This window comes from Paenibacillus amylolyticus (assembly GCF_050990605.1).
In the GTDB taxonomy this organism is placed as follows: Bacteria; Bacillota; Bacilli; order Paenibacillales; family Paenibacillaceae; genus Paenibacillus; species Paenibacillus amylolyticus_H.
Map to the genome: position 1 here is coordinate 3,277,496 of NZ_CP158832.1, position 22,603 is coordinate 3,300,098.

The 22,603-nt window shown below is 42.7% G+C and carries 14 protein-coding genes and 1 pseudogene; all 15 read left to right on the top strand.

Annotated features, from left to right (window positions below; all coding sequences use genetic code 11):
* The first annotated feature begins 409 nt into the window (after nt 1–409).
* The 15 genes and pseudogenes from ABTV53_RS14745 to ABTV53_RS14815 all read left to right on the top strand — a co-directional run bounded on the left by ABTV53_RS14745 (nt 410) and on the right by ABTV53_RS14815 (nt 22,590).
* The gene (locus tag ABTV53_RS14745) at nt 410–2,005 is read left to right on the top strand and encodes a glycoside hydrolase family 32 protein (protein ID WP_433753979.1); all 1,596 of its coding nucleotides are present in this window, start codon (nt 410–412) and stop codon (nt 2,003–2,005) included.
* A gap of 94 nt (nt 2,006–2,099) precedes the next feature.
* Entirely contained in the window at nt 2,100–5,903 is a 3,804-nt protein-coding gene (locus ABTV53_RS14750; RefSeq protein ID WP_433753980.1) for a GH32 C-terminal domain-containing protein, read from the top strand.
* Nucleotides 5,904–6,357: 454 nt separating this feature from the next.
* Nucleotides 6,358–7,485 carry an NtaA/DmoA family FMN-dependent monooxygenase gene (locus ABTV53_RS14755; RefSeq protein WP_433753981.1) on the top strand — a complete coding sequence of 376 codons (1,128 nt, stop codon included), beginning with the start codon at nt 6,358–6,360 and terminating at the stop codon, nt 7,483–7,485.
* Between the two features lie 38 nt (nt 7,486–7,523).
* Nucleotides 7,524–8,483 carry an NAD(P)H-dependent flavin oxidoreductase gene (locus ABTV53_RS14760; protein ID WP_433753983.1) on the top strand — a complete coding sequence of 320 codons (960 nt, stop codon included), beginning with the start codon at nt 7,524–7,526 and terminating at the stop codon, nt 8,481–8,483.
* A 266-nt stretch (nt 8,484–8,749) separates the two neighbouring features.
* The gene (locus ABTV53_RS14765; protein WP_433753985.1) at nt 8,750–10,552 is read left to right on the top strand and encodes a cache domain-containing sensor histidine kinase; all 1,803 of its coding nucleotides are present in this window, start codon (nt 8,750–8,752) and stop codon (nt 10,550–10,552) included.
* On the top strand, nt 10,530–12,077 hold the full coding sequence (locus tag ABTV53_RS14770; RefSeq protein ID WP_433753987.1) for a response regulator transcription factor: 1,548 nt from the start codon (nt 10,530–10,532) through the stop codon (nt 12,075–12,077). Before ABTV53_RS14765 ends, ABTV53_RS14770 begins: the two co-directional genes overlap by 23 nt.
* 231 nt (nt 12,078–12,308) lie before the next feature.
* Entirely contained in the window at nt 12,309–13,880 is a 1,572-nt protein-coding gene (locus tag ABTV53_RS14775; protein WP_433753989.1) for a glycosyl hydrolase, read from the top strand.
* A gap of 65 nt (nt 13,881–13,945) precedes the next feature.
* On the top strand, nt 13,946–16,108 hold the full coding sequence (locus tag ABTV53_RS14780; protein ID WP_433743525.1) for an alpha-galactosidase: 2,163 nt from the start codon (nt 13,946–13,948) through the stop codon (nt 16,106–16,108).
* Between the two features lie 184 nt (nt 16,109–16,292).
* The gene (locus ABTV53_RS14785) at nt 16,293–17,252 is read left to right on the top strand and encodes an ABC transporter permease (protein WP_221821403.1); all 960 of its coding nucleotides are present in this window, start codon (nt 16,293–16,295) and stop codon (nt 17,250–17,252) included.
* Between the two features lie 15 nt (nt 17,253–17,267).
* Nucleotides 17,268–18,206, top strand: coding sequence for a carbohydrate ABC transporter permease (locus ABTV53_RS14790; protein WP_076210480.1), 939 nt, complete (start codon nt 17,268–17,270; stop codon nt 18,204–18,206).
* Nucleotides 18,207–18,271: 65 nt separating this feature from the next.
* Nucleotides 18,272–19,951 (top strand): ABC transporter substrate-binding protein, encoded by a 1,680-nt coding sequence (locus ABTV53_RS14795; protein ID WP_433743528.1) that lies wholly within the window; start codon nt 18,272–18,274, stop codon nt 19,949–19,951.
* Between the two features lie 36 nt (nt 19,952–19,987).
* Nucleotides 19,988–20,950 (top strand): glycosyl hydrolase, encoded by a 963-nt coding sequence (locus ABTV53_RS14800; protein ID WP_433743531.1) that lies wholly within the window; start codon nt 19,988–19,990, stop codon nt 20,948–20,950.
* 178 nt (nt 20,951–21,128) lie between these two features.
* Nucleotides 21,129–21,317: pseudogene (gene tnpA / locus ABTV53_RS14805) on the top strand (IS200/IS605 family transposase); the annotation flags it as partial.
* A 194-nt stretch (nt 21,318–21,511) separates the two neighbouring features.
* Nucleotides 21,512–21,994 (top strand): MarR family transcriptional regulator, encoded by a 483-nt coding sequence (locus ABTV53_RS14810; protein ID WP_221821406.1) that lies wholly within the window; start codon nt 21,512–21,514, stop codon nt 21,992–21,994.
* An 11-nt stretch (nt 21,995–22,005) separates the two neighbouring features.
* Nucleotides 22,006–22,590, top strand: a complete 585-nt coding sequence (locus ABTV53_RS14815) for a nitroreductase family protein (RefSeq protein WP_433743534.1) — start codon at nt 22,006–22,008, stop codon at nt 22,588–22,590.
* Nucleotides 22,591–22,603 lie beyond the last annotated feature (13 nt).

Sequence of the window (22,603 nt, forward strand, 5' to 3'; positions counted from 1 at the left end):
CCAACAATACAATCACCATGTAGATTACAGCAAAGTAGATATCGGAGGTATGATTATAGTCAAGAATAAAATTTCCAGTCGCTATTTTAGCGGCTTTTTTTGTTTTATTAGGTTTAATACTAACGATATTTTGTTGAACAAGTAAAGAGAAGTTTAGATGCACCTTTTTTTACATTTGTAAATCATTAGGTTTGAAATAACAAAAAAAATGAATTAGATCAGCTTAAATAAAAATTTTATTTTCTATAATTAGTCATAAAATGTGCAAATGTAAACTAATAAAGGTATATACATAAAAAAATAATGTACATTTATCCAAAAATACTTTGACAAATGAAAACGGGTGGATTATTTTGTTAATAAGGAATGCATATTACTTCTTTTAGAATCTAAATAGCTTTAAGGGAGCGTGAATAAAATCAAAAAAATACTTCTATCAGGTGAAGAAAATAGTATGAGTAAAGGTCCAGAAAACTTTATTTATAAACATGAATACAGACCGCAAATACATTATTCCCCTAAGGGAAATTGGATGAACGATCCTAACGGAATGGTTTATTACGAAGGAGAATTTCACCTGTTCTACCAATATACTCCTCATGATACGCAGCCTGACTTCGGCAGAATGCACTGGGGGCATGCAGTAAGTAATGATTTAGTACATTGGGATGAACTTCCACCAGCAATCTCGCCTGGGGAAGATGGAGCGATCTTTTCGGGAAGTGCGGTAGTTGATAAGAACAATACAAGCGGATTCTTCAACGAAGCAGGATCAGGATTGGTTGCAATTTTTACTAATAATGGTAATACCACTCAACCCGGTAAACCGCAGGTTCAAAGCATCGCTTACAGCAAGGACAAAGGTCGAACCTGGACAAAGTATGAAGGTAACCCTGTTTTATTCCCCACGGAAACGCTAGACTTTCGAGACCCAAAAGTATTCTGGCATGAGGAATCTTCAAACTGGGTAATGGTTCTTGCTGTAAGCGACCGTATAGAATTCTACACATCTTCGAATCTTAAAGATTGGTCTTTTGCAAGCGGTTTCGGATCTGATATTCCGGGCATCCATCGTGGAATATTTGAATGTCCTGATGTTTTTAAAATCCAAGTGGATGAGGACCCTAGTACCACTAAATGGATTCTGACACTAAGTGTCGGAGATAGGAATGGCGTAAATCCAAACGATTCAGAACCACCCGCAGGGGGTTCTGGCATGATGTATTTTATAGGTCAGTTTGATGGTAAGGTTTTTACACTAGATGAAACAATGGAATCATTCGATACAATCAAATGGATAGATTACGGATCTGACTTTTACGCGGCCGTGACCTGGGATGGTATCCCGGAAGAAGATGGGCGAAAGATTTGGGTAGGCTGGATGAATAATTGGCGTTACGCTTCCACTCTTCCTTCTAAAGAATGGCGTGGCCATATGTCAATCCCACGAGAGATTCAGCTTAGGACGTGTTCGGAAGGACTTCGCTTAATTCAAGCACCCATAACTGAGTTAAATCAACTTAGAAATTCAATTCTGTCTCTACAAGACATTACGATTAAACCGGATATGAACGTTTTGTCTGCTGTTTCTGCTGCAAAGATGGAAATTATTGCGGAATTTGAAATCGGTAATGCAATAGAATTCGGGTTCAAGGTGCGAAAGTCTTCCTCTTCCAACCAGGAGACAGTCATCGGATATAATGTCTTGAATGAGGAGTTGTTTGTCGATCGGACGAAGTCGAACGCTGTTGATTTTCATCCCGATTTTGCTGCAAAACACAAGGCCCCCATGAAGCCAGAGCATGAACGGATACAGTTGAGCATCTATGTGGATTGGTCAAGTGTAGAGATCTTTGGCAACAATGGGACAACTATCATTTCAGACATGATTTTCCCCGACTCGGGAAGTAGAGGACTGGAACTCTATGCCAGTGGCGGAGAACTAAAGGTCGTGTCGCTTCAAATCAATGATCTCGTTAGCATTTGGGAAAATCAACCGAACTGAACTGGGTGTCCAAAACCAATTTAGGGCTAAGTGGACTTTTACCCGTTTCCGCGGGGCAATAACTTTACAATATTATTAGAAAAGAGGGTATGGAATGAAAGATAAATCTAAATATGCAATATGTCTTCTGATGGCAACCGGATTGGCTCTGACTTCAAACGGTATTTTTACATCTAAATCAATTGCGGCTAGTGCTGTACTCGCTGATCAGGAAACAAATAAACAGGCAAAGGAGGAGCTTGATATTTTTGAAAGCGCATCCAAATTAAATACCAATTTGATAGGCTGGCAAGTGAAAGGAAAAGGGGGATTAGAGGATACTTCAGAAGGAATCCTGCTAACTTCACAGCCTAAAGAAAATGTAATGGCCATCTCAGAGACGGTGTCCGAAGATTTTATCTATGAAGCTGATGTCATGATCAGGGATACGAAGGCAGACGCAACATTGTTATTTCGTTCTAATGAGGATGGCTTTAGCTCGTACATGTTGCAAATTGTTCCGGACGCAGGTCTGATTCGGTTAAGAGATGCAAGAAATGGAGATGGGAAATTAAAGGAGGAGCGTAAAGTTTCTGTTGAAATGGGGCCAATCTATCATCTCAAAGTGAAAGCAGTGGGTTCCTCGCTAAAAGTATATTGGGGCAATCAATACAAACCATTAATTGATGTTCAAGACATTTCGTATCAAAGCGGAAAGCTTGGACTCCATGTATGGGATGGATCCGCCTTGTTTTCGAACATCGTGGTGAGCGATCTGAAAGGTAATTTGGGTACGGTGCTTTCTAGCAAGGGAACATGGCAGCCTGATATCAACGGAAAAAGAGGGGCGGTAGAACAGGAGAGCAAAGCACAGCAAGTCTATAATAAAAATGCGACTGATATGGTCTATGAAGGGAATATTACACTTCGTCCTGATTCTATTGCAGCTCTCGCATTTCGATCTTCAAGCGATGGAGCTGAAGGATATGAAGCTACTCTTACGAAGGAAGGAGATCAGGTCCGTGTAAGTTTGACGAATACAAAAGGGACCGTAATTGCAAGTTCGCAACGTACTTATCCAAGTCAGATGGGAGCCAAACATCATGTGGAAATCAAGGCAAAGGGAGATCGAATTCAGGTCTTCCTGGACGGATACACTACGGCCGCGATTGACGTGAAAGATTCAACCTACAGGAGTGGAAGTACTGGAATCGTCGTAAAAAAGGGGACGGCTTACTTCCAGGATACTTATGTGACGGAACTGAGCCAATATTACAATGAGATATATCGTCCACAATATCACTACACGCCAATACGTGGTTCAGCGAGTGATCCGAATGGACTTGTCTACTTCGAAGGAGAATATCATCTCTTCCATCAGGATGGAGGAACATGGGCGCATGCGGTAAGTAAAGATATGCTGCACTGGAAACGACTTCCGATTGCACTTCCCTGGAATGATCACGGACATGTCTGGTCTGGGTCGGCTGTTGCGGATATGACAAATGCATCTGGTTTATTCGGAGATTCAGGAGGTAAGGGCCTTATTGCATACTATACTTCCTTTAATCCGGATAGCCCGAATGGGAACCAGCGTATAGGTCTGGCATACAGTAAAGACCAAGGTCGTACTTGGGAGTATTCGAAGGAACGCCCGATTTTGATCGAGAACCCGGGTAAGAGCGGAAATGAAGCTGGGAATTGGGATTTCCGCGATCCGAAAGTGATCCGTGATGATGAGAATAACCGATGGGTTATGGTTGTATCCGGAGGAGATCATATTCGTTTCTACACGTCAGCGAATTTACTTGACTGGACATTGACAGATAATTGGGGATATGGGGATTACGTACGCGGAGGCGTATGGGAATGCCCTGATTTGTTCCAACTTCCGGTAGACGGAACATCACAGAAGAAGTGGGTTATGATGATCAGTACAGGAGCGAATCCCAAAACAGGCGGATCAGATGCCGAGTATTTTATCGGTCATTTAACAGCTGATGGTGAATTCGTGAACGATAATCCGGCAGGTAAGGTGTTAAGAACAGATTTTGGTAAAGAATTTTACGCTTCGATGTCTTTCGCTAATATGCCTGATCATCGCACAGTGATGATGGCGTGGATGACGAATTGGGACTATCCGTTCGCTTTCCCAACGTCCAATTGGAAAGGTGAACTAACCATTCCGAGAGAAGTATCATTGGTAACAACCAAAGTTGGAATTCGGATGGCGCAAAGTCCAATCAAAGAATTGGAATCACTGCGTAAACCGTTGTACTCTGCTTCTAACAAGTCGGTGAGTCCTTCTTCCGGGAATCTGCTAAAAGGTATTATTTCAGGTGCTTACGAAATTGAAGCTGAAATTGAAATCCCTGAAACCAGTACAGCGACCGAGTTTGGCTTTAACATTCGTGAGGGTGCAAATCAGAAGACGGTCGTGGGTTATCAGGCAAGCGATAGTCGTATGTTTGTGGACCGTACTGCATCCGGTGAAACGGATTTTTCTAACCTTTTCAGTAAGAAACATGAAGCACCTACGCAAATGGAGAATAATCGGATCAAGATGCGTATTCTTGTGGATGAGTCTTCTGTTGAAGCCTTTGGTAACGACGGCAAAGTTGTCTTTTCAGATGTTATATTTCCGGATCCTGCGAGTAGAGCGATGAGTTTTTACGTGAAAGGTGGGAATGTGAACGTTATTTCCCTGAAAGTGCATCAACTTGACTCTGTCTGGAATGGGGACATTCCTTCAAAAGCTCAAATAAAGATGGATACGAGGGTTCGGGAACTGGGGGTAGGAGAGTCGGATACACTGCAGGCGATGGTCGAGTATGGAGCAGGTTTGGGCGTTCAACCACTTAAGTGGAATTCCAATAATAAAGAAGTAATAACCATAGAATTGGCAGACAACTCACATGCAGTTATTAAGGCGAAAAAAGAAGGGGAGTCCACAATCACCGTATCCACTCCGAATGGTAAAACTTCCACTAGTGTGCTCGTTAAAGTCATAGGTGGCGAGTTCCGGACAAACCTGAGTGGATGGACTAAAGATCTGTCTGCTGCTTCATGGTTAGTTAGTGAACATGGGATTCGTGGTAAATATTTGAGCGATGCAAATTATATTGCCAAAGAGAAGGCTGGGAATTTTACGTATGAAGCAGATATGATGCTCGGTGAAACAGGAGGAGCAGGTTCTATTTTGTTCAGGGCTAGCGAGGATGGTCGGAGTGGTTACTATCTGAATCTAGACCCTAACATGAAGGCGATCCGTCTGTTCTATAAAATCAACGGAGGATTTGAAGAACGGCAGGTTCTTGCGAAAGTACCAACGTTCATTCGGCCAGGTCATACGTATAAGGTGAAAATAGAAGCGAATGGTCCGCATATTATAGTACACGTGGACAGTCAAAAAGTCATAGATATCATGGATGGTACTTTTGCAGAAGGCCACTTTGGACTCCATGTATTTGGCGGCTCCGCATCTTATCAGAATGTCAATATGAGCAACGGTGAACCTGCCAACATCACCAAGTCCAGCCTTGTAAATGCCGCAACACAGAAATCCATTTATACAGTGAACCTTGTCGACGGGGAGCCGGTTACCTTGCAAGATGCAAGTGCAGCTTCCGTCCAGAAGTGGGTATTTGTTCCGACAGGCGACGAAGCAGGTTCGTATTCGATTCGTACTACGGCCGGTCAGACGCTTGATCTGGATATAGGGCAGAACAAACTTCAGCTGTATCATTACTTAGGGTACAATAACCAGCGTTGGGTCCTTCACGAGAATAAAGACGGATCAGTTCATATTACTTCAGCTCATCATCAAAAAGCATTAGAAGTATCGGAAGATGGGACCGAACTCTTCCTAAGTGAACTGAATCCATCACTTGATCGACAAAAATGGATATTAGCGAAATAATCAAGATATATTCCATGATGGCGTATCTCATAGATATTCCAATTATATTGGTTGGGATAGACTCAAAGGGGACGACAACTGAAGGTTTTTATCAAAGCACACACGGCCATCCAACAAAGGATGGCCTTTTGGGTTTGAAAGACAGACTCATTATTTAAAATAGGGTGTAATCTTCAAACCACTCCCAATCTATACGTACAAAAAGATGTACTATGTTCATTTAAATTGCCCTCTTTGCAAACGAAACGATTACGCTTAAGATTGGCTCACAACCAAATATTTTCACTCCTATAGTTAGCAAGCTAAATAATAAACTTAAGAGGGCAAGGAGTAACGGAGCGCTGACTTCTATCCGAATCAAGAGAGTCGGAAGAAAGGGCATAAATTATTGGCTAAGGAATTAGGTGTTCTACAAGGAAAGTAAGTGAACTCGTGAAAAGGAGATCATTCAATTATGGAAGAAAGAAAGCTTAAACTAGGAGGAATTATTGATGGTGTGGGATGGAATTACACGGGTTGGAGACACCCTCATATTCCAGCAGATGCCAGTGAAAATATTGAGTATTACGTACAGAAAGCCATACAACTTGAACAGGGAAAGTTCGATCTGATCTTTTTGGCAGACGTAAGTCATATCGGACCTGGCATGATCCCGCACTATCTAAGCATGTTTGAGGGTGTATCCATTTTATCTGCATTAAGTATGGTAACTTATTCCATTGGTTTAACTGCAACGATAGCGACTTCATACGCTGATCCCTTTACGGTTGCTAGGCAAATCGCTTCCCTTGATAAGATTAGCAAAGGCAGAGCAGGGTGGAATGCAATTACCTCCAATCCTGGAGGATTAGCCAATTACAGTCGGTCCCATCTGAAGAAAGCAGATCTTTATCCCATGAAAAAAGAGTTTTTGGAGATTGTTGAAGGACTTTGGGACTCGTATGAAGATGATGCCTTTATACGTGATAAGGAACGTGGGGTATTTTATGACCCGCGTAAAATGCATCCGCTAGATTATACCGGGAATTACTTTTCCGTAGAGGGTCCCTTAAACATCAGTCGATCGAGGCAAGGAAGACCAGTGGTCTTTCAAGCGGGCACCTCACCGGAGTTCATGGATATTGCTGCACAGCATGCCGAAGTCATCATGGCACCTGGACATGATTTGGAATATCTCAAGGCATTCACTAATGAACTTAAACGTAAAGTTCAAAATCAAGGGCGTTCACCATATGACCTGTTGATGATGCCTTCTCACAACCCGATCGTTGGTGGAACGGAACAAGAAGCCCTGGAAAAACTAAGGGAAATTGAATCATGGATGCCTAAAGGTTATCGAATGCCGAAACCTGGATTGATAGGATCGGCAGAGCAGGTTGCCGAACAAATCGAACATTGGTATCGAGAAGGCATCATGGATATCTTGCTGATTAGACAAGATCATCCTGCAGGATTTAAGGACTTTATCCAATTGGTTGTTCCTATCTTGCAAGATAGAGGCATATTCCGTAAGGAATATGAGGACGACACACTTCGGGGAAATTTAGGTCTACCTTACCCAGAAAATAAATACACGAAGTAATAATATAAAATTCGTTTAACAAGAGGAGAACAGATAAAATGGCTAACAGAATATGTGAAATATTAGATATTAAAAAGCCAATTATACAAGGACCAATGTCTTGGGTTACTAATGCCGAATTGGTTGCAGCAATAAGCAATGCAGGTGGATTAGGATTTCTAGGTCCAAATGCCGGTCAGATTGATATAACCCGCTCACCCGAAATAAGTGCGGAAAGAATGAGAACTGAAATACAAAAAACCAAATCTTTAACGAATAAGCCATTTGGTATTCCATTGATCGTGAATCGTGATTTAGCTTACACATGGCCACTTATAGAAACAGTTATTAACGAGAAAGTTCCTGTTGTTCTGGTGAATGATACACTGGATGAAAGAATCTTTAAACCATTAAAAGAAAACAATATTAAAATTGTTTATAGACCCCTTACGCCTACTATTGAAAATGCAAAAGCTGCAGAACAATTTGGAATCGATGTTTATGTAGCGACTGGATTTGATGAAGGGGGTACGGTTCCAGAACGAGTTATTGGAACATTTTCGATTGTTCCCATGATTGTAGATGCTATAAATATTCCTGTAATGGCAGCTGGTGGTATTGGAGACGTTAGAGGAGTGCGTGCCGCATTTGCTTTAGGTGCTGAAGGTGTGTTTGCTGGCAGTGTCTTTATTCCGACAAAAGAAAATCCGGCAGCTCAAAATGTAAAACAAATGATTGTTGATGCCACAGCAGAAGATTTATTAATGTTCCGTACTTTACCAGCCTACTACCGGTCTTTACCTACTAAATTGGCGAATAAACTAGTCGATATGGATAAACAAGGTGCCAGTCGTGAAGAAACAGCAAAATTGATGCGTGGATCAATTGGAATGCGGATCGGAATGCTAGAAGGCAATACAGACGATGGCTATATTACTGTCGGCACAGGAGTTACACCAATTAAAGAGATTAGAACTGTAAAAGCAGTCATCGATGATTTAATGCAAGATTTTAAATAATTGCCTTGATAGACTTACCCTCACCAAGCAGCCGATCATATGATCGGTTGCTTGGTTTATTATTAGTTAGAAAAACTCGATATGAAATAACTCTGACCTACTACGAACCAATCGGATCCTCTCGATCCCATATAAAATGTTTCATTGACTATTCAAAAAGAGAAGAGTAGATTTGGCTTTATGTAAAAAGGAAATAGTACAATATTAATCATATGTGAATTTCATCCATCATTATCGGAACTACATATAGGAAAGAGGCCCGTGATATGCGCTTTATCCGAATATTAAATGACATCAGACTTAAAAGTAAGCTATCATTGATCTTTATAACCGTGGCCGTACTCCCACTTTTAATAAGTGGTATCTATCTAACAAGCAAGCTGAAGGAAGTCATGATCCTGAATGCCGCTGAACAAGCAACCAATAACGTGGAGCGTGTACAGAAAAGGACCGAGGAAGTTATCAATGTAGCTATTGATATTTCCTATCAACTCTCCAATGATAACCGAATGAAGTCCATAGCAAGCCGCAATTATGAAAGTTATAACGAAGTTATCCAAACCTATCGTCAATATACTGACATTCGGGATTATATGCGGCTGTATAAGGAAATAAAATCAATTCGGTTATATACGTCTAATTCAACGATGCTCAATAATTGGGAATTTATGCAGCCAGAAGACCAAACGAAACAGTCTGAGTGGTATAGAGCCGCCTTGAGTCAAAAGGGGCTTGCAGGTTGGGACTATATTCAGGATGAGCGTGATCATAGACATTATCTAAGTCTGGTTCGAAAAATCAATCTGGATGAGTTGAAAAATGAAAGTGTTTTGGTGATTAATGTGAATTCTGATTTGCTAAACTCTATTCTATCCCAAGAGACTTTCTCAACGATGATTGTGGATGACAACAACAATATTGTGGCAGCCAACCGCCCTGATCTCTACGGTAAAAACCTTGCCTCTGTGCATGCCGGGAGTAATATGTTGTCTCAAACGGAGGGTAGCTACGAAGCTGTTATGGATGGGAAAAATTCGAAGGTGGTTATAGCAAACATAACTCCACAGAATAGTTGGAATGGACTACGTATCATTTCCGTTTTTACCGTGTCTGAGATTCTACATGATGCAAACGCTATCATACGATTGGCTACATTTGTTATAGGTGGATGTCTAATCATGGCAGTTTTGCTTGTTTATGTTTCGGCATCATTTATTGCGAGAAGATTGCTTCGACTTAGTAAGCACATGTCCCGAGTAGGTACGGTGTCCTGGGATACTTATCTTGACCTCGATGGAAAAGATGAAATCGGCCAACTCTCCAGACAATTCAATGATCTGGTTCATCGAATCAGTGAACTAATGTTGGAAGTGGAAGAGAGTAACCAGCAGAAACAGACACTATTACAAAAACAAAATGATATTAAATTTAAGATGTTAGCAAGCCAGGTCAATCCCCACTTCCTGTTTAATACACTTGAGTCCATTCGAATGGAAGCACACCTTCGCGGGGAAGAGGGTTTAGCCCAAGCTGTATGGCAGCTTAGCGTGTTGATCCGAAATAGTTTAGAGGTCGGAAGTCGCCAGATCCCACTTTCAGATGAGTTAAACATGGTTCGTTGTTACTTGGAACTTCAAAAATTCCGATACGAAGACCGACTTCAATACATTATGGAAATCGACCCAGCAAGCGAACACATTGAAATTCCCCCACTTATCATTCAACCTTTGGTTGAGAACTCGATACTCCATGGGTTGGATCGCAAAGAGGGTCCAACGTTGATCACTGTTCGAACGAAAGTTAACGATCAGGAAACGTTATTTGTAGAAATCCATGATGATGGTGCGGGTATACCTCCAAAGAAAATGAATGAGATAAAAAAACAGTTAATAGACTCCGATGAAGCCGGGGATCGTATTGGGCTACGTAACGTGAACGACCGATTAGAACTTACCTACGGTACACGTTCAAGGCTTTCAATTGAAAGCACAGAGGGCAGAGGCACCTGCATCACATTTTGTATTCCGAAGGAAGGAGGGGAACCTGATGTTCTCCGTGATCATTGTTGATGATGAACCCAAACTACGTTTAGGGTTACAAACGTTAATACCTTGGAGGGAATTGGGATTTGAAGTGATTGGAACGGCCGCTGGTGGAAATGAGGCTCTCCGAATATTCGAAGAAACGATTCCCGACGTATTGTTGGTTGATATACGTATGCCAGGCATGGACGGATTGGAACTCCTTCAGCAGATCCGTCACCGTGGCTGGATCAGTCATGTCATTATACTCAGTGGTTACGCCGATTTTGAGTACGCGCGGCAAGCTCTTCAATTCGGTGTTGATGCATATCTGCTCAAACCTGTAAACAAGGAAGAACTTTCAGCATCACTTCACAAGATTCATGAACAGCTCTCAAACGTGCAGAAAAAAAATATGTTACAAAAAACGAATACACCGGAATGGATACTTTATTCTCTACTATCTGGAAGACACGCATCTGAGGATTCCTTTTTGATTGAAAGGTCCGACTCATTTGAGGTGAGTTGGAGAACATTTCAAATTCTTTTGATTGGGTTCTCAGGTTCACATCCAGAAGAAAGCGAACAGATTCATAACTTCAAGAAGGTACTGAGTAAAACGTATACTTTGGAGCGTAAAGGGATCGTTTTATATTTTGCTCCATACATTGTCCTTTTGCTTGGTGATGCTCCTGTTGGCGAATTGGGATGGAATGAACTTCACAAGAATCTCCAGCTGTTATCAGGAGAACTTCGATCTGAAATGGACATAGCGATAGGCCAACCTGTTCGTTCTCTAGAAGAAATCATTTATTCTTTCAAAACTGCACGATCCCTTCTGGAGCGGAGTTTCTTTTATGAGAGAGGGAGGTTGCTAACAGAGGAAACAACGGAAACCTTTCAAAAAGAAATCGCTCAAACTTCCGTATTATCTATCTCAAATAAGGAGGAAGAAGCTTTCAGGTTGCATTATCTGGTCGATGTTGGGCATGCAAGTGCGATCTCGTCATTTTTGAACGAAATAGCATTACAACAAGTAGCTAATCAGGCTGATGAAAAGGAGATCCGTGACCGTTTCTTCTACCTTGCTAATGAAACGGTTCGAAAAATTCATTCCCGTGTCTGGTCTTTAAGCGATTATCCAGGAGACCCGGCCCAATTCCTTGCTGAAGTATATCACTCCCGATATATTCAGGATCTTGTCGACCGTATTTCTGTTGTTATGGAGAGGCTCGCTCGATGCGCAGATTACAATAGTAAAGACAATGAAATGAAGCGATTGCTGGATTATATAGATCGGCACTATGGGGATAACCTAAGATTAGAAATGCTTGCCGTATTGTTTAACTACAGTAGTTCCTATTTGGGCCAACTCTTCAAAAGTTACACAGGGGAATATTTCAACGCCTATCTTGATCGGATACGGATTCAAAAAGCGAAAGAATTACTGGCTCAGGATATGAAGGTTTACGAAGTGGCTGAAAGGGTAGGATATTCAAACGTCAATTATTTCTACACCAAATTCAAGAAACTAGAAGGGGAGTCACCTTCTTTTTATCAAAAAAAAGAATAACCTTAAACCATGCTCCTCTACTAACGGAAGTAACGAACAGTAGGGGAGTTTTTTTAATCTCCATATGAAAATAAATGTATTTTCTGAAAATACAAAGGATTTTAGAATGAAAGGATTTAAGATTTGTGATATGTCCGAGAGCCTCCTCAGCCAATATAGTTGATACGAAAGGAGGGACCATCACAATTGAAAGCGATAACAGGAATGTAATGAACGGAGGGGAGGCATAAAATGAAGACTAAATCAGGTTCAATGATAAGGTATGCAGCGTCAAATAAAACCTATTTAATGTTAGGATCGGCCTTTTTCTTTTTGGGCATCTTCATGTCGAGTTTCACTCATTCCAGAGTGGAAGCAGCCATTACGGTACCCGGATTTGTTGTTGAACCTAATCAAACACAAGCATTAATAGTAACATTTAAAGATGCTCAGCTAGAAGGGTACGGGATTGAGAAACGTGATGAGAAAACTGCCAAAGCCAAGGACAAGTCATATGATGGCAAAGGTTACATTTCTTATTTTTTTGAAGAGGATAATTCAGCTAAAGGAAGCGCTGCATTCAAGGTTGAAGCACCGGAAGATGGCCTGTATGAGTTGAGCTTGGGATATTACATTCCTGAAGGGAATGGGGACAAAACGACCTCTATTCAAGTGAATGGTTCAGGTGCTGGTGAATTGATGCTTAATGCTCCCAACCCAGGGCAGGTCCGTGCTGAAAAAAAGGTGACCAAAGTGCTTCTGAACCAAGGCAGTAACTCCATCCAAATTTTACGGGGGTGGGGATACTATGGTATTGAGTACATCAAGCTCAAACGTATAGAGCCCAACGTATCCAAACAGGATATAAAGATGGATACCTTAAGTAATTCCAAAGCAACTCCCCAAGCCAAAGCACTCTTGGATTTTATGACCAGCCAGTATGAAAAGAAGATAATTTCAGGACAGCAAACACTGGAAGATGCGAAGTGGATCTATAAGCAGACAGGAAAACTCCCTGCATTGGTTTCCAGCGATTTGATGGATTATTCTCCATCCCGCGTTGAAAATGGAAGCACCTCAAACGAGGTGGAGAAGATGATTGAATGGTACGAACGCGGAGGAATAGTATCATTAAGCTGGCATTGGAATGCGCCGAAAGGAATAGGCGGCAACGAACCGGGCCACGAATGGTGGCGAGGTTTTAATACCGAGTTTACGACCTTCGATGTAGAATATGCCCTGAATCATCCGGAATCGGAAGATTACAAGCTTTTAATTCGAGACATTGATGCCATCGCTGTTCAGTTGAAGCGGCTACAGGATCATAACATTCCCGTACTTTGGAGACCACTGCACGAAGCAGAGGGCGGCTGGTTTTGGTGGGGAGCCAAAGGGCCCGAACCTGCCAAAAAATTATATAGACTAATGTACCAACGTTTGACCGATCACCATCAGTTAAACAATCTCATTTGGGTTTGGAACTCTGTGAAGGAGGAGTGGTACCCGGGCGATGATATGGTCGACATTGTAAGTATCGACGTTTACAATCCAGCGGGCGATCATAGCCCTAACATTGCCATGTATGATGAACTCTTGTTTTTGGGCAAGTACAAAAAGCTTGTAGCGCTTGCAGAAAACGGGCCTATTCCGGATCCTGATCTGCTCCAGACTTACGGCGCACATTGGAGTTTTTTCAATACCTGGACTGGAGATTATCTGCGCGACGGAAAAACGAATACAAAGGAATATTTGAAAAAGGTATACAATCATGACAACGTAATCACGCTTGATGAACTTCCCAAAGGATTGTATGGTAGTCCCTAAATCGAAAAGGGATACATTTTATTATTGAGCAGGAACAATCTAGTTTAACAGGAGTGAATCATGTAATGGCTATTTATATTAACAAGTCACAGCATATTTTTCATCTGCAATCCCGCGTAACCAGTTATGTTATTCAAATCATAGACGGCTATCCTTTACTGGTATATTGGGGACAAAGATTGTCCGAGAAAGGAAACCTTGAAAAACTTGTACCAGGTCTGGAAAAAACGGAGCTAGGCTCCATGCCTCATGAATATCCGCAATATGGAACAGGTGACTTCAGATCGCCTGCCTATCAAGTTCTACTTGAAGACGGGAGCCGCATTACAGAGCTACGCTTCAAAGGGTACTCAACCGGCGCTGGTAAACCAGCACTTGATGGTCTGCCGTATGTGTATACGGAAACAGACCATGAAGCAGATACCTTGGAGCTGGAACTGGAGGATGCGTACGCAGGAATCACCGTTCTTCTGAAATATTGTATCTTCAGGGATGGTGCTATTACCAGGTCAGTTCACTTTAAGAACAACGGTCACAGCACGATCAAACTTTTACGTGCGCTTAGTGCCAATGTTGATTTGTATGGCAAGAGCCATTATGAATTGTTATACCTCGCGGGTCATTGGGCTCGAGAGGCGCATCTTCAACGCAGGCCTCTAGGCCCAGGAGGTACTAGTCTTGGGAGCAAACGTGGAATGAGCAGTCATCAGCACAATCCTTTTGCGGCTGTCGTTAGCCCGGGAGCCGATGAGGATCATGGGGAGGTTTTTGCTGTAAATCTGGTGTATAGCGGTAATTTCCATGCCGAAGCGGAAGTGGATGCTTTTGGTGTCGTTCGTTTGGGCATTGGCCTGAATCCATTTGATTTTGGTTGGCTGCTTCCTCCTGGCGAATCCTTCCAAACTCCTGAGGCTGTATTGGTATATTCAAATGAAGGGATCGGAGGCATGTCCCGAATCTATCATCGACTCTACCGGAACCGTTTATGCCGCGGCGTGCATAGGGACAAGGAGCGACCGATTCTCGTGAACAATTGGGAGGCAACTTATTTTAATTTCACTGCAGAAAAGATTGAAGCGATTGCCGAGACAGGCTCTCATCTGGGGATTGAACTGTTGGTGCTTGATGACGGCTGGTTCGGCAAACGTGACAGCGACAATAGTTCGCTCGGAGACTGGGTTGAAGATCGGAGAAAGCTTCCTAATGGCTTGCGTGATTTGGCAGAGCGGATTGAACGCCAAGGCTTGCAATTCGGATTATGGTTTGAACCTGAAATGATCTCACCCGAAAGTGATCTGTACCGGAAGCACCCCGACTGGTGCCTGCACGTTGAAGGCCGTCGCCGGACGGAAGCCCGCTGGCAATTGGTATTGGATCTTTCACGGCCGGAAGTCCGTGATTATTTGTATGATGCACTGGCTGAAATCTTCACCAACGTACCTGTTTCTTACGTAAAATGGGACATGAACCGCGCGTTGACCGAAATTGGTTCCGCAACGGCTTTACCCGAGAATCAACAGGAGATTGCACATCGTTACGTGCTTGGGCTCTATGAACTTTTAAATAAACTGACGACTGCATTTCCGGAAATCTTATTCGAAAGTTGTTCCAGCGGTGGAGGTCGGTTTGATCCCGGAATGCTGTACTACATGCCGCAGACTTGGACAAGTGACAACACGGATGCCGTGGAACGCTTAAAAATACAATACGGGACCAGTTTGGTATATCCCGTCAGTACCATCGGAGCTCATGTCTCCGCCGTGCCGAACCATCAAGTCCACCGCGATACCTCGCTTAAATTCAGAGGGGACGTTGCGATGTCGGGGAACTTTGGCTATGAACTTGATCTGACCAAATTCACGGATGCCGAAAAAATCCAGGTGAAAGAACAGGTTGCCATGTACAAAGAACATCGTTCTCTCATACAAAAAGGTGATTTGTTTAGACTACGGAGCCCATTTCAAGGCAATGAAACTTCTTGGATGTTCGTTTCGGACAATCGATTGGAAGCTATCGTATTCTACTTTCGAGTTTTAGCCAAGCCCAATCCTGCTGCTGATGTACTTCAGCTCAAAGGATTGGATCATTCGTATACTTATGAAGTGACTGGAGAGAGTGGATACATGGGAACTTTCGGCGGGGATCGTTTAATGCAAGCAGGCTTGATCATCCCTACCCTTACAGGAGATTATACCAGTGCATGGTTCAAGTTGAGCGCTACTCAATAAATATGGCGATTATAAAAATTCTCTGCATTGGTTTAATGCAGGGGATTTTTATTATACCAACTTATGAAAACAAAATTGTCTTTTCTGAAAACAGTATAGATTATTGAATGAAATCCTACTGGATCTCCGATATGTCGCCAATATAACAATCGTTTTATGATGAAAGAGGAAAGGGGGGGATGAAATGAAAGCGATAACAGAAGAGAGAAGGTTCCGCACACGCAAACACAAAAATTCGCAAAAGTGGAAAGTCTTTAAGAATCAAAAATATCTGTACATGATGTCATTTCCGTTTGTGATTTGGGTGTTTGTATTTCAGTATTTGCCTCTGTGGGGATGGACGATGGCATTTCAAAACTACAGACCAGGCAAAGGTTTTTTCGATCAAAAATGGGTTGGATTCGATCATTTCCAAGCACTGTTTCAGGATGAACATTTCTATTTGGTGCTAAGAAATACACTGGCAATGAGCCTTATGGGGCTTGTGGCTGGGTTCGTGTTTCCTGTATTGTTCGCAGTGGTTCTAAACGAGGTACGAGTTCAGTTTATGAAGCGTTTCGTACAGACTGTTTCTTACCTGCCTCACTTCGTGTCTTGGGTCGTGGCCGCCGGGATCGTCATCAAAATGCTGTCAACCGACGGAGGCGCGATAAACGACTTGCTCTTGGGGCTGAATTTGATTGACCAACCGATACAATTTATGGCCAAGGGTCAACTGTTCTGGGGAATAGTGACCGGAGCCGATGTTTGGAAGGAGACAGGGTGGAACGCCATTATCTATTTGGCTGCCATTTCGGGGATTGGTCCTGAACTGTATGAGGCAGCAAGGGTAGACGGCGCCAGTCGTATGAGACAAATATGGCATATTACACTCCCTGGTATCAGGCCAACAATCATCGTACTGTTTATTATGTCGATTGGCCACCTTGTAGGAATCGGATTTGAAAAGCAATTCTTGCTTGGTAATCACATGGTTAGCGATTATTCCGAAGTGTTGGATCTGTATGCGTTGAACTATGGTTTATCCATGGGGAGATATTCTTTTGGTACCGCTATTAGTATCTTCAATTCGGTCATCAGCGTGATTTTGCTGTTCGTCGTGAATGGACTCTTTAAAAAATTCGCTAACGAAAGCATTATGTAAGGAGGAGGAACACACATGGAAGCATCCGAGCCGACAACTTCTTCCGTCACACCCAAACGACCGAAGATAGGCGCAAAATCTCCCCAAGACTTGATATTTGACACCTTTGTTTATGTTTTCATTGGAGTCGTTACGATTGCGACGCTATATCCCTTTTTGAATGTGCTCGCCATTTCATTCAACGATTCCGTAGATACTGTTCGAGGCGGTATTTCTATTTTTCCTAGACAATTCACTCTTGAAAATTATAAGCTCATCTTTAGTTATGAGGGGTTGATCACGGGATTCAAAATATCGGTGCTTCGAACTCTAATAGGAACCCTGGCAGGTCTGGTAAGCGGTTCGATGGTTGCTTATACACTTGCTCGTAGAGAGTTTCAGGGAAGACGATTTGTTTCCGTATTTCTGGCGATCACAATGTATGTGTCGGGCGGTTTGATTCCTAGTTTTATCTTGATCAAGAATCTGGATCTGATCAATACGTTCGCAGTTTATATTTTGCCAGGACTCGTAAGCGCCTTCAATATATTCATCATCCGTTCGTTCATTGATGGAATTCCTTATGCTCTGCAAGAATCGGCCAAGCTTGATGGGGCAAACGATTTCACCATTTACTGGCGTGTCATACTACCGCTCACCAAGCCTGCTCTTGCAACCGTAGCCTTGTTCCTTGCTGTCGGGCAATGGAATTCCTGGTTTGATACGTACCTTTATAATGGTTCCAATGACTCCCTGACCACCTTGCAGTATGAGCTCATGAAAGTGCTTCAGAGTACCACCACAAACTCGAACAATATACGTGGGGAAAACATGTCTCAATTGATGTCGCAAGTGTCTCCTGACGCTGTCAAAATGGCGATTACCATCATCGCAACAGTGCCTATTCTCATTGTTTACCCTTTCTTGCAGAAGTACTTTGTAAAAGGCATGACACTAGGTGCGGTCAAAAGCTGATGAGACTCTAACCGTAAATGACTTTGTATCCTTAAATTAACTGAAACATGGGGAGTGTTGTTTTTATGAGAAAGCGAACCCGAAAAACAGCAGTAACACTACTTTCAGCTGGTCTGTTGCTCAGTCAACTCGCAGCCTGCAGTGGAAGTGGTGGTGGGGAATCAGCAAGTCAAGATGGCTCAAATCCTATCACACTTACTTATTTTTCAGAGGATGGAAGTCCTAACTGGAACAATATGAATGACCGTATAGGAAAAGTCATCACAGAGAAAACAGGTGTCGTTTTGGATGCTGAATTCGCAGTGGGGGACCCTGTGCAAAAGGTATCCATCATGGCTGCCACTGGTGAAGTTCCCGATCTCATAGCTGCAAAGGCTGATCTTGGCAAGCTAGTGGATGTAGGTGCAGTTCTCGATCTGACGGACCTGATTGAAGAACATGCGCCTAATATTAAAAAGATGCTTGGCGATAAGATTGTTCGTGCCAAATATAGTTTGGAGGATCAAGCCATCTATGCCATTCCGACTTGGTCTGCTATCGATGAACGTAAATTCAAAGCCGACGGTGGCTTCCAACTTCAACATCGTGTTGTAAAAGAAGCTGGTTATCCTGAAATTCGTACGGTAAAGGACTACGAGAAGGTCCTTACAGACTATATAGCTAAACACCCAACAGATGATAACGGTAACAAAAATATCGGACTAACCATTAATGCGGATGACTGGCATATGTATCAGGTGACGAACATGGGATTTTTTACGACAGGTGCACCTGATGATGGAGAGTACTATGTAGACCAACAAACTTTTGATGTAACTTATCATTTCCGCCGTCCAGAGGAAAGAGAATATTTCCGCTGGCTGAACCATATGAACGACATAGGTTTATTGGATAAGGAAAGTTTTGTTCAAAAGACGGATCAATTCAAATCCAAGGTTTCATCTGGACGTGTGCTTGGCCTGATCGACCCTGCATGGGACTATGGTGATGCTCAACAGGCATTGAAGGCTGCAGGGAAATTTGACCGTACTTACGGTCATTATCCAGTAACGTTGTCTGAAGAGTATAAGGATACTAATTTCTGGTCCGCCGGGTTTGACGGAGGATATGGGATCGCGATTTCCAGCGAGTGCAAAGATCCTGTGGCTGCAATCAAATTTTTGGATTACCTGGCTTCGGAAGAAGGACAGATTCTGATGAACTGGGGGATCGAAGGACAAGATTACGTTGTAGAGAATGGAAAAAGAACTGTACCGAAGGATGTTCAAGAAAAGATGGACAACGAAGGTAGTGCTTACATGAAGGAATCGGGTCTCGGCCTGTATTGGAACTTATCTGTTCATTATGGTGACGGAATTAAGGACTCAACAGGCAATTATTATACGAAAACGAACAGTGACCTTTTAACGGCGACCTACAGTGCACCCGAAAAAGATGCTTTGGCCGCTTACAAAGTCGAGCATTGGAGAGATCTTTTCCCAAAAGAAGAAGAGTTTCCTGAAAGAAAAGCCGGGGCGGTTTACAATATTGCTTTGCCAAGCGATAGCCAGGCGACAATATTAATGGCCAAAATGAAGGATATCACATGGAAACGAATTCCTGAAGCTGTAATGGCCAAACCGGAAAATTTCGATAAAGTCTGGGATGAGTACATGGCGGAATTGGAAAAGGCTGGAGTGGAAGAGATGGAAGAGGCTTTTGGTCAATATGTGAAAGACCGTGTTAAACTATGGAGCGGTCAATAAGCATTCAATTGAGAATAGACAGAAAGGCAGGATACGATGAAATCGATACCTTGCAATCCTAATGCATCGGAAGAAGTACGTTCTGTGCTCAATTATTTCCACGAGATTCAAGGGAATGGCATCATTACGGGACAGCACACCCAAACCATGGTGCAAGAAGAATTAAACTACATCTATCAAGTAACAGGGAAGTGGCCGGCACTATGCGGATTCGAGCTTCTTGGGTATTCTCCAAACATTAATTATGAAAATAGCGGCGAAGAGTGTTTGCTGGAAGTTGCTGAAAACCAGGATACGCTGCATAAAGCTTGGGAGTGGACGGAGAACAACAGAGGCTTGCTTACGTTCACATGGCATTGGTTTTCACCGCTTGGCGGACGGGATAAAAGCTTCTATTCGGAGCATACAAATTTTAACGTAAGTAAAGCGATTACGGAAGGAACCAAAGAATATGAAGCCCTGTTGTCCGATATGGACCATATGGCCAATATCCTCCGGGAATTTTGCGACAAACGTATTCCGATCTTGTGGAGACCATTTCATGAAGCGGAAGGCACTTGGTTCTGGTGGGGCAGTCAAGGCCCGGAAATCGCAAAACAATTGTACCGTATCATGTATGAGAGGTACACGCATTATCATAATCTAAATAATTTAATTTGGGTGTGGAACTCACCGTTGGTCGAAGGTTACGTTGGGGATGACGTGGTTGACATTATTTCCAGGGATATGTATCCCCCAGCTCACCAACATACGGATTTACGGAAGGAATATGAGGAACTGGTCGTTGTTACAGGAACTCCAAAACTTGCTGCTATCGGGGAAATTGGCCCGATTCCGAGTATCAGAAGCTTGTCCACCTCGCGCATCCCGTGGCTGTGGTTTATGACATGGTCTCAGGATTTTGGTAGGACGGAGAAGTTTACGACAAAAGAGGAGCTGCGCAGTGCATATCACTGTAACTATGCTATAACATTGGACAAACTACCAAAGCTATATTAAATATTCAAAAACACCTCTTGGCAGCCGATCAGGCGTGAAACGAAGGAAAAGGACCGCATGTTTAAGTGTGTGTCCTGAGACTAACGAAAAATAAGGGCGGAGTATATCCGCCCTTATTTTATTTTTACGGCTTTAGCCAGTTGGCAAACAAGAGCTACAGCCTGGACACACAAAGTGGATGTGCAAATACCACATTGTATTCACCCCGAAGTATAGACAGAAAGAAATCTATAATCAAGTCAGAAAAGATTTAATCGAAATTTTTAGACGTCTATGTAAGTACAAGGGAGTAGAAATTATAGAAGGTCATATGATGCCCGATCATGTCCACATGCTGGTAGCGATTCCAACGAAGATTGCAGTCTCAATAAAAGATATTCAGTTCAACGCAGGTCTCTGTCTTTGTTTGTAGAGTTGTTGCAATGCCAGAGAATAAAGTTGATAAGCATTATCATTCATGATACATTGTTCACTAGTAAACTAAATATAAGGGTTTATTTAGAAAAACCCTACTATTTAAATGATATTTTTGTTTACAAGTAAATAAGGAGCGATCAAAGAATGATCTCAAAAGATCGAACAAAACAGTTGCTTTATGACCAATTTATCCGTTTTTTACATGTGTATGAGAACCACAAGGATACAGAAATCGAGCATTTCCTAAGTATCGCCCAGCGTGAAAGCATCGAGAAAATCCCTCAGCATTTGACCGCGGTTCATATGATAGATTGCATAGGCAAGCATGAGCCTATTAACAACACGGGTATTGCCGAGGCGATGAATTTGTCCAAAGCAAGTATCACCAAAATTGGCAACAAACTGCTGGAGGAAGGATTCGTCAAACGGACGAAAATGAACGACAACAAAAAGGAAAGCTATTTCCGGTTGTCACCGCAGGGCAAAAAAATCTTTGAACTGCATGAACGTCTTCATATACATGAGGCTGAGCGCTTCTATCGTACTCTCGACAAATATTCGGAAACGGAGCTAAAAGTAATCCATCAATTTCTTCAAGACAGCAGTATGAATATTGAATCCAGATAGAACAAAGGAGAGTGAAGCATTTGAGTCTGGCGGAATTGATCAGGGAGCGCAGGAGTATTCGTAAATGTAACTCTACGCCGGTGGACCAGGAGTTAATTGTAGCATTACTGCGTAAGGCTATAAGGCTTCAACCGTCTGTTGAGTCTGGCTCGTGGCGTGTAGTATATGCCGGAACTCCAGAAGCACGCAAACGGTTGGTAGACTGCATGCTGGAACAGATGTCACAAAGCAAGCTCGGCAAGTTGATTCCAGGGAAACTTCTGGATGTTTTTAAAAAGAGATTTACCGATATTCCTGCGCACGTCATTGTTATGTCGACTGTAGGACCGGATCGGCTGACCAATGACCGCAATTATGCGGCTGCCTGCGGGGTGATGCAGAGCTTCCAACTGTTGGGCTGGGAACGAGGGTTAGGAATGTTATGGGATACAGAGTCCATGATTCAGCATGAAGCGTTCTTCAATGGAATTGGCTTACGTGAGGATGAACGATTTGTTGGTATTCTTCATATAGGATATTACGACAAAGCGCCAAGAAGTCGGAAAAGAACACCAGCCGAGCAGAAATGGACCGTATTGCGAGGACAGTCTACATAGAAGAGGAGGGTAT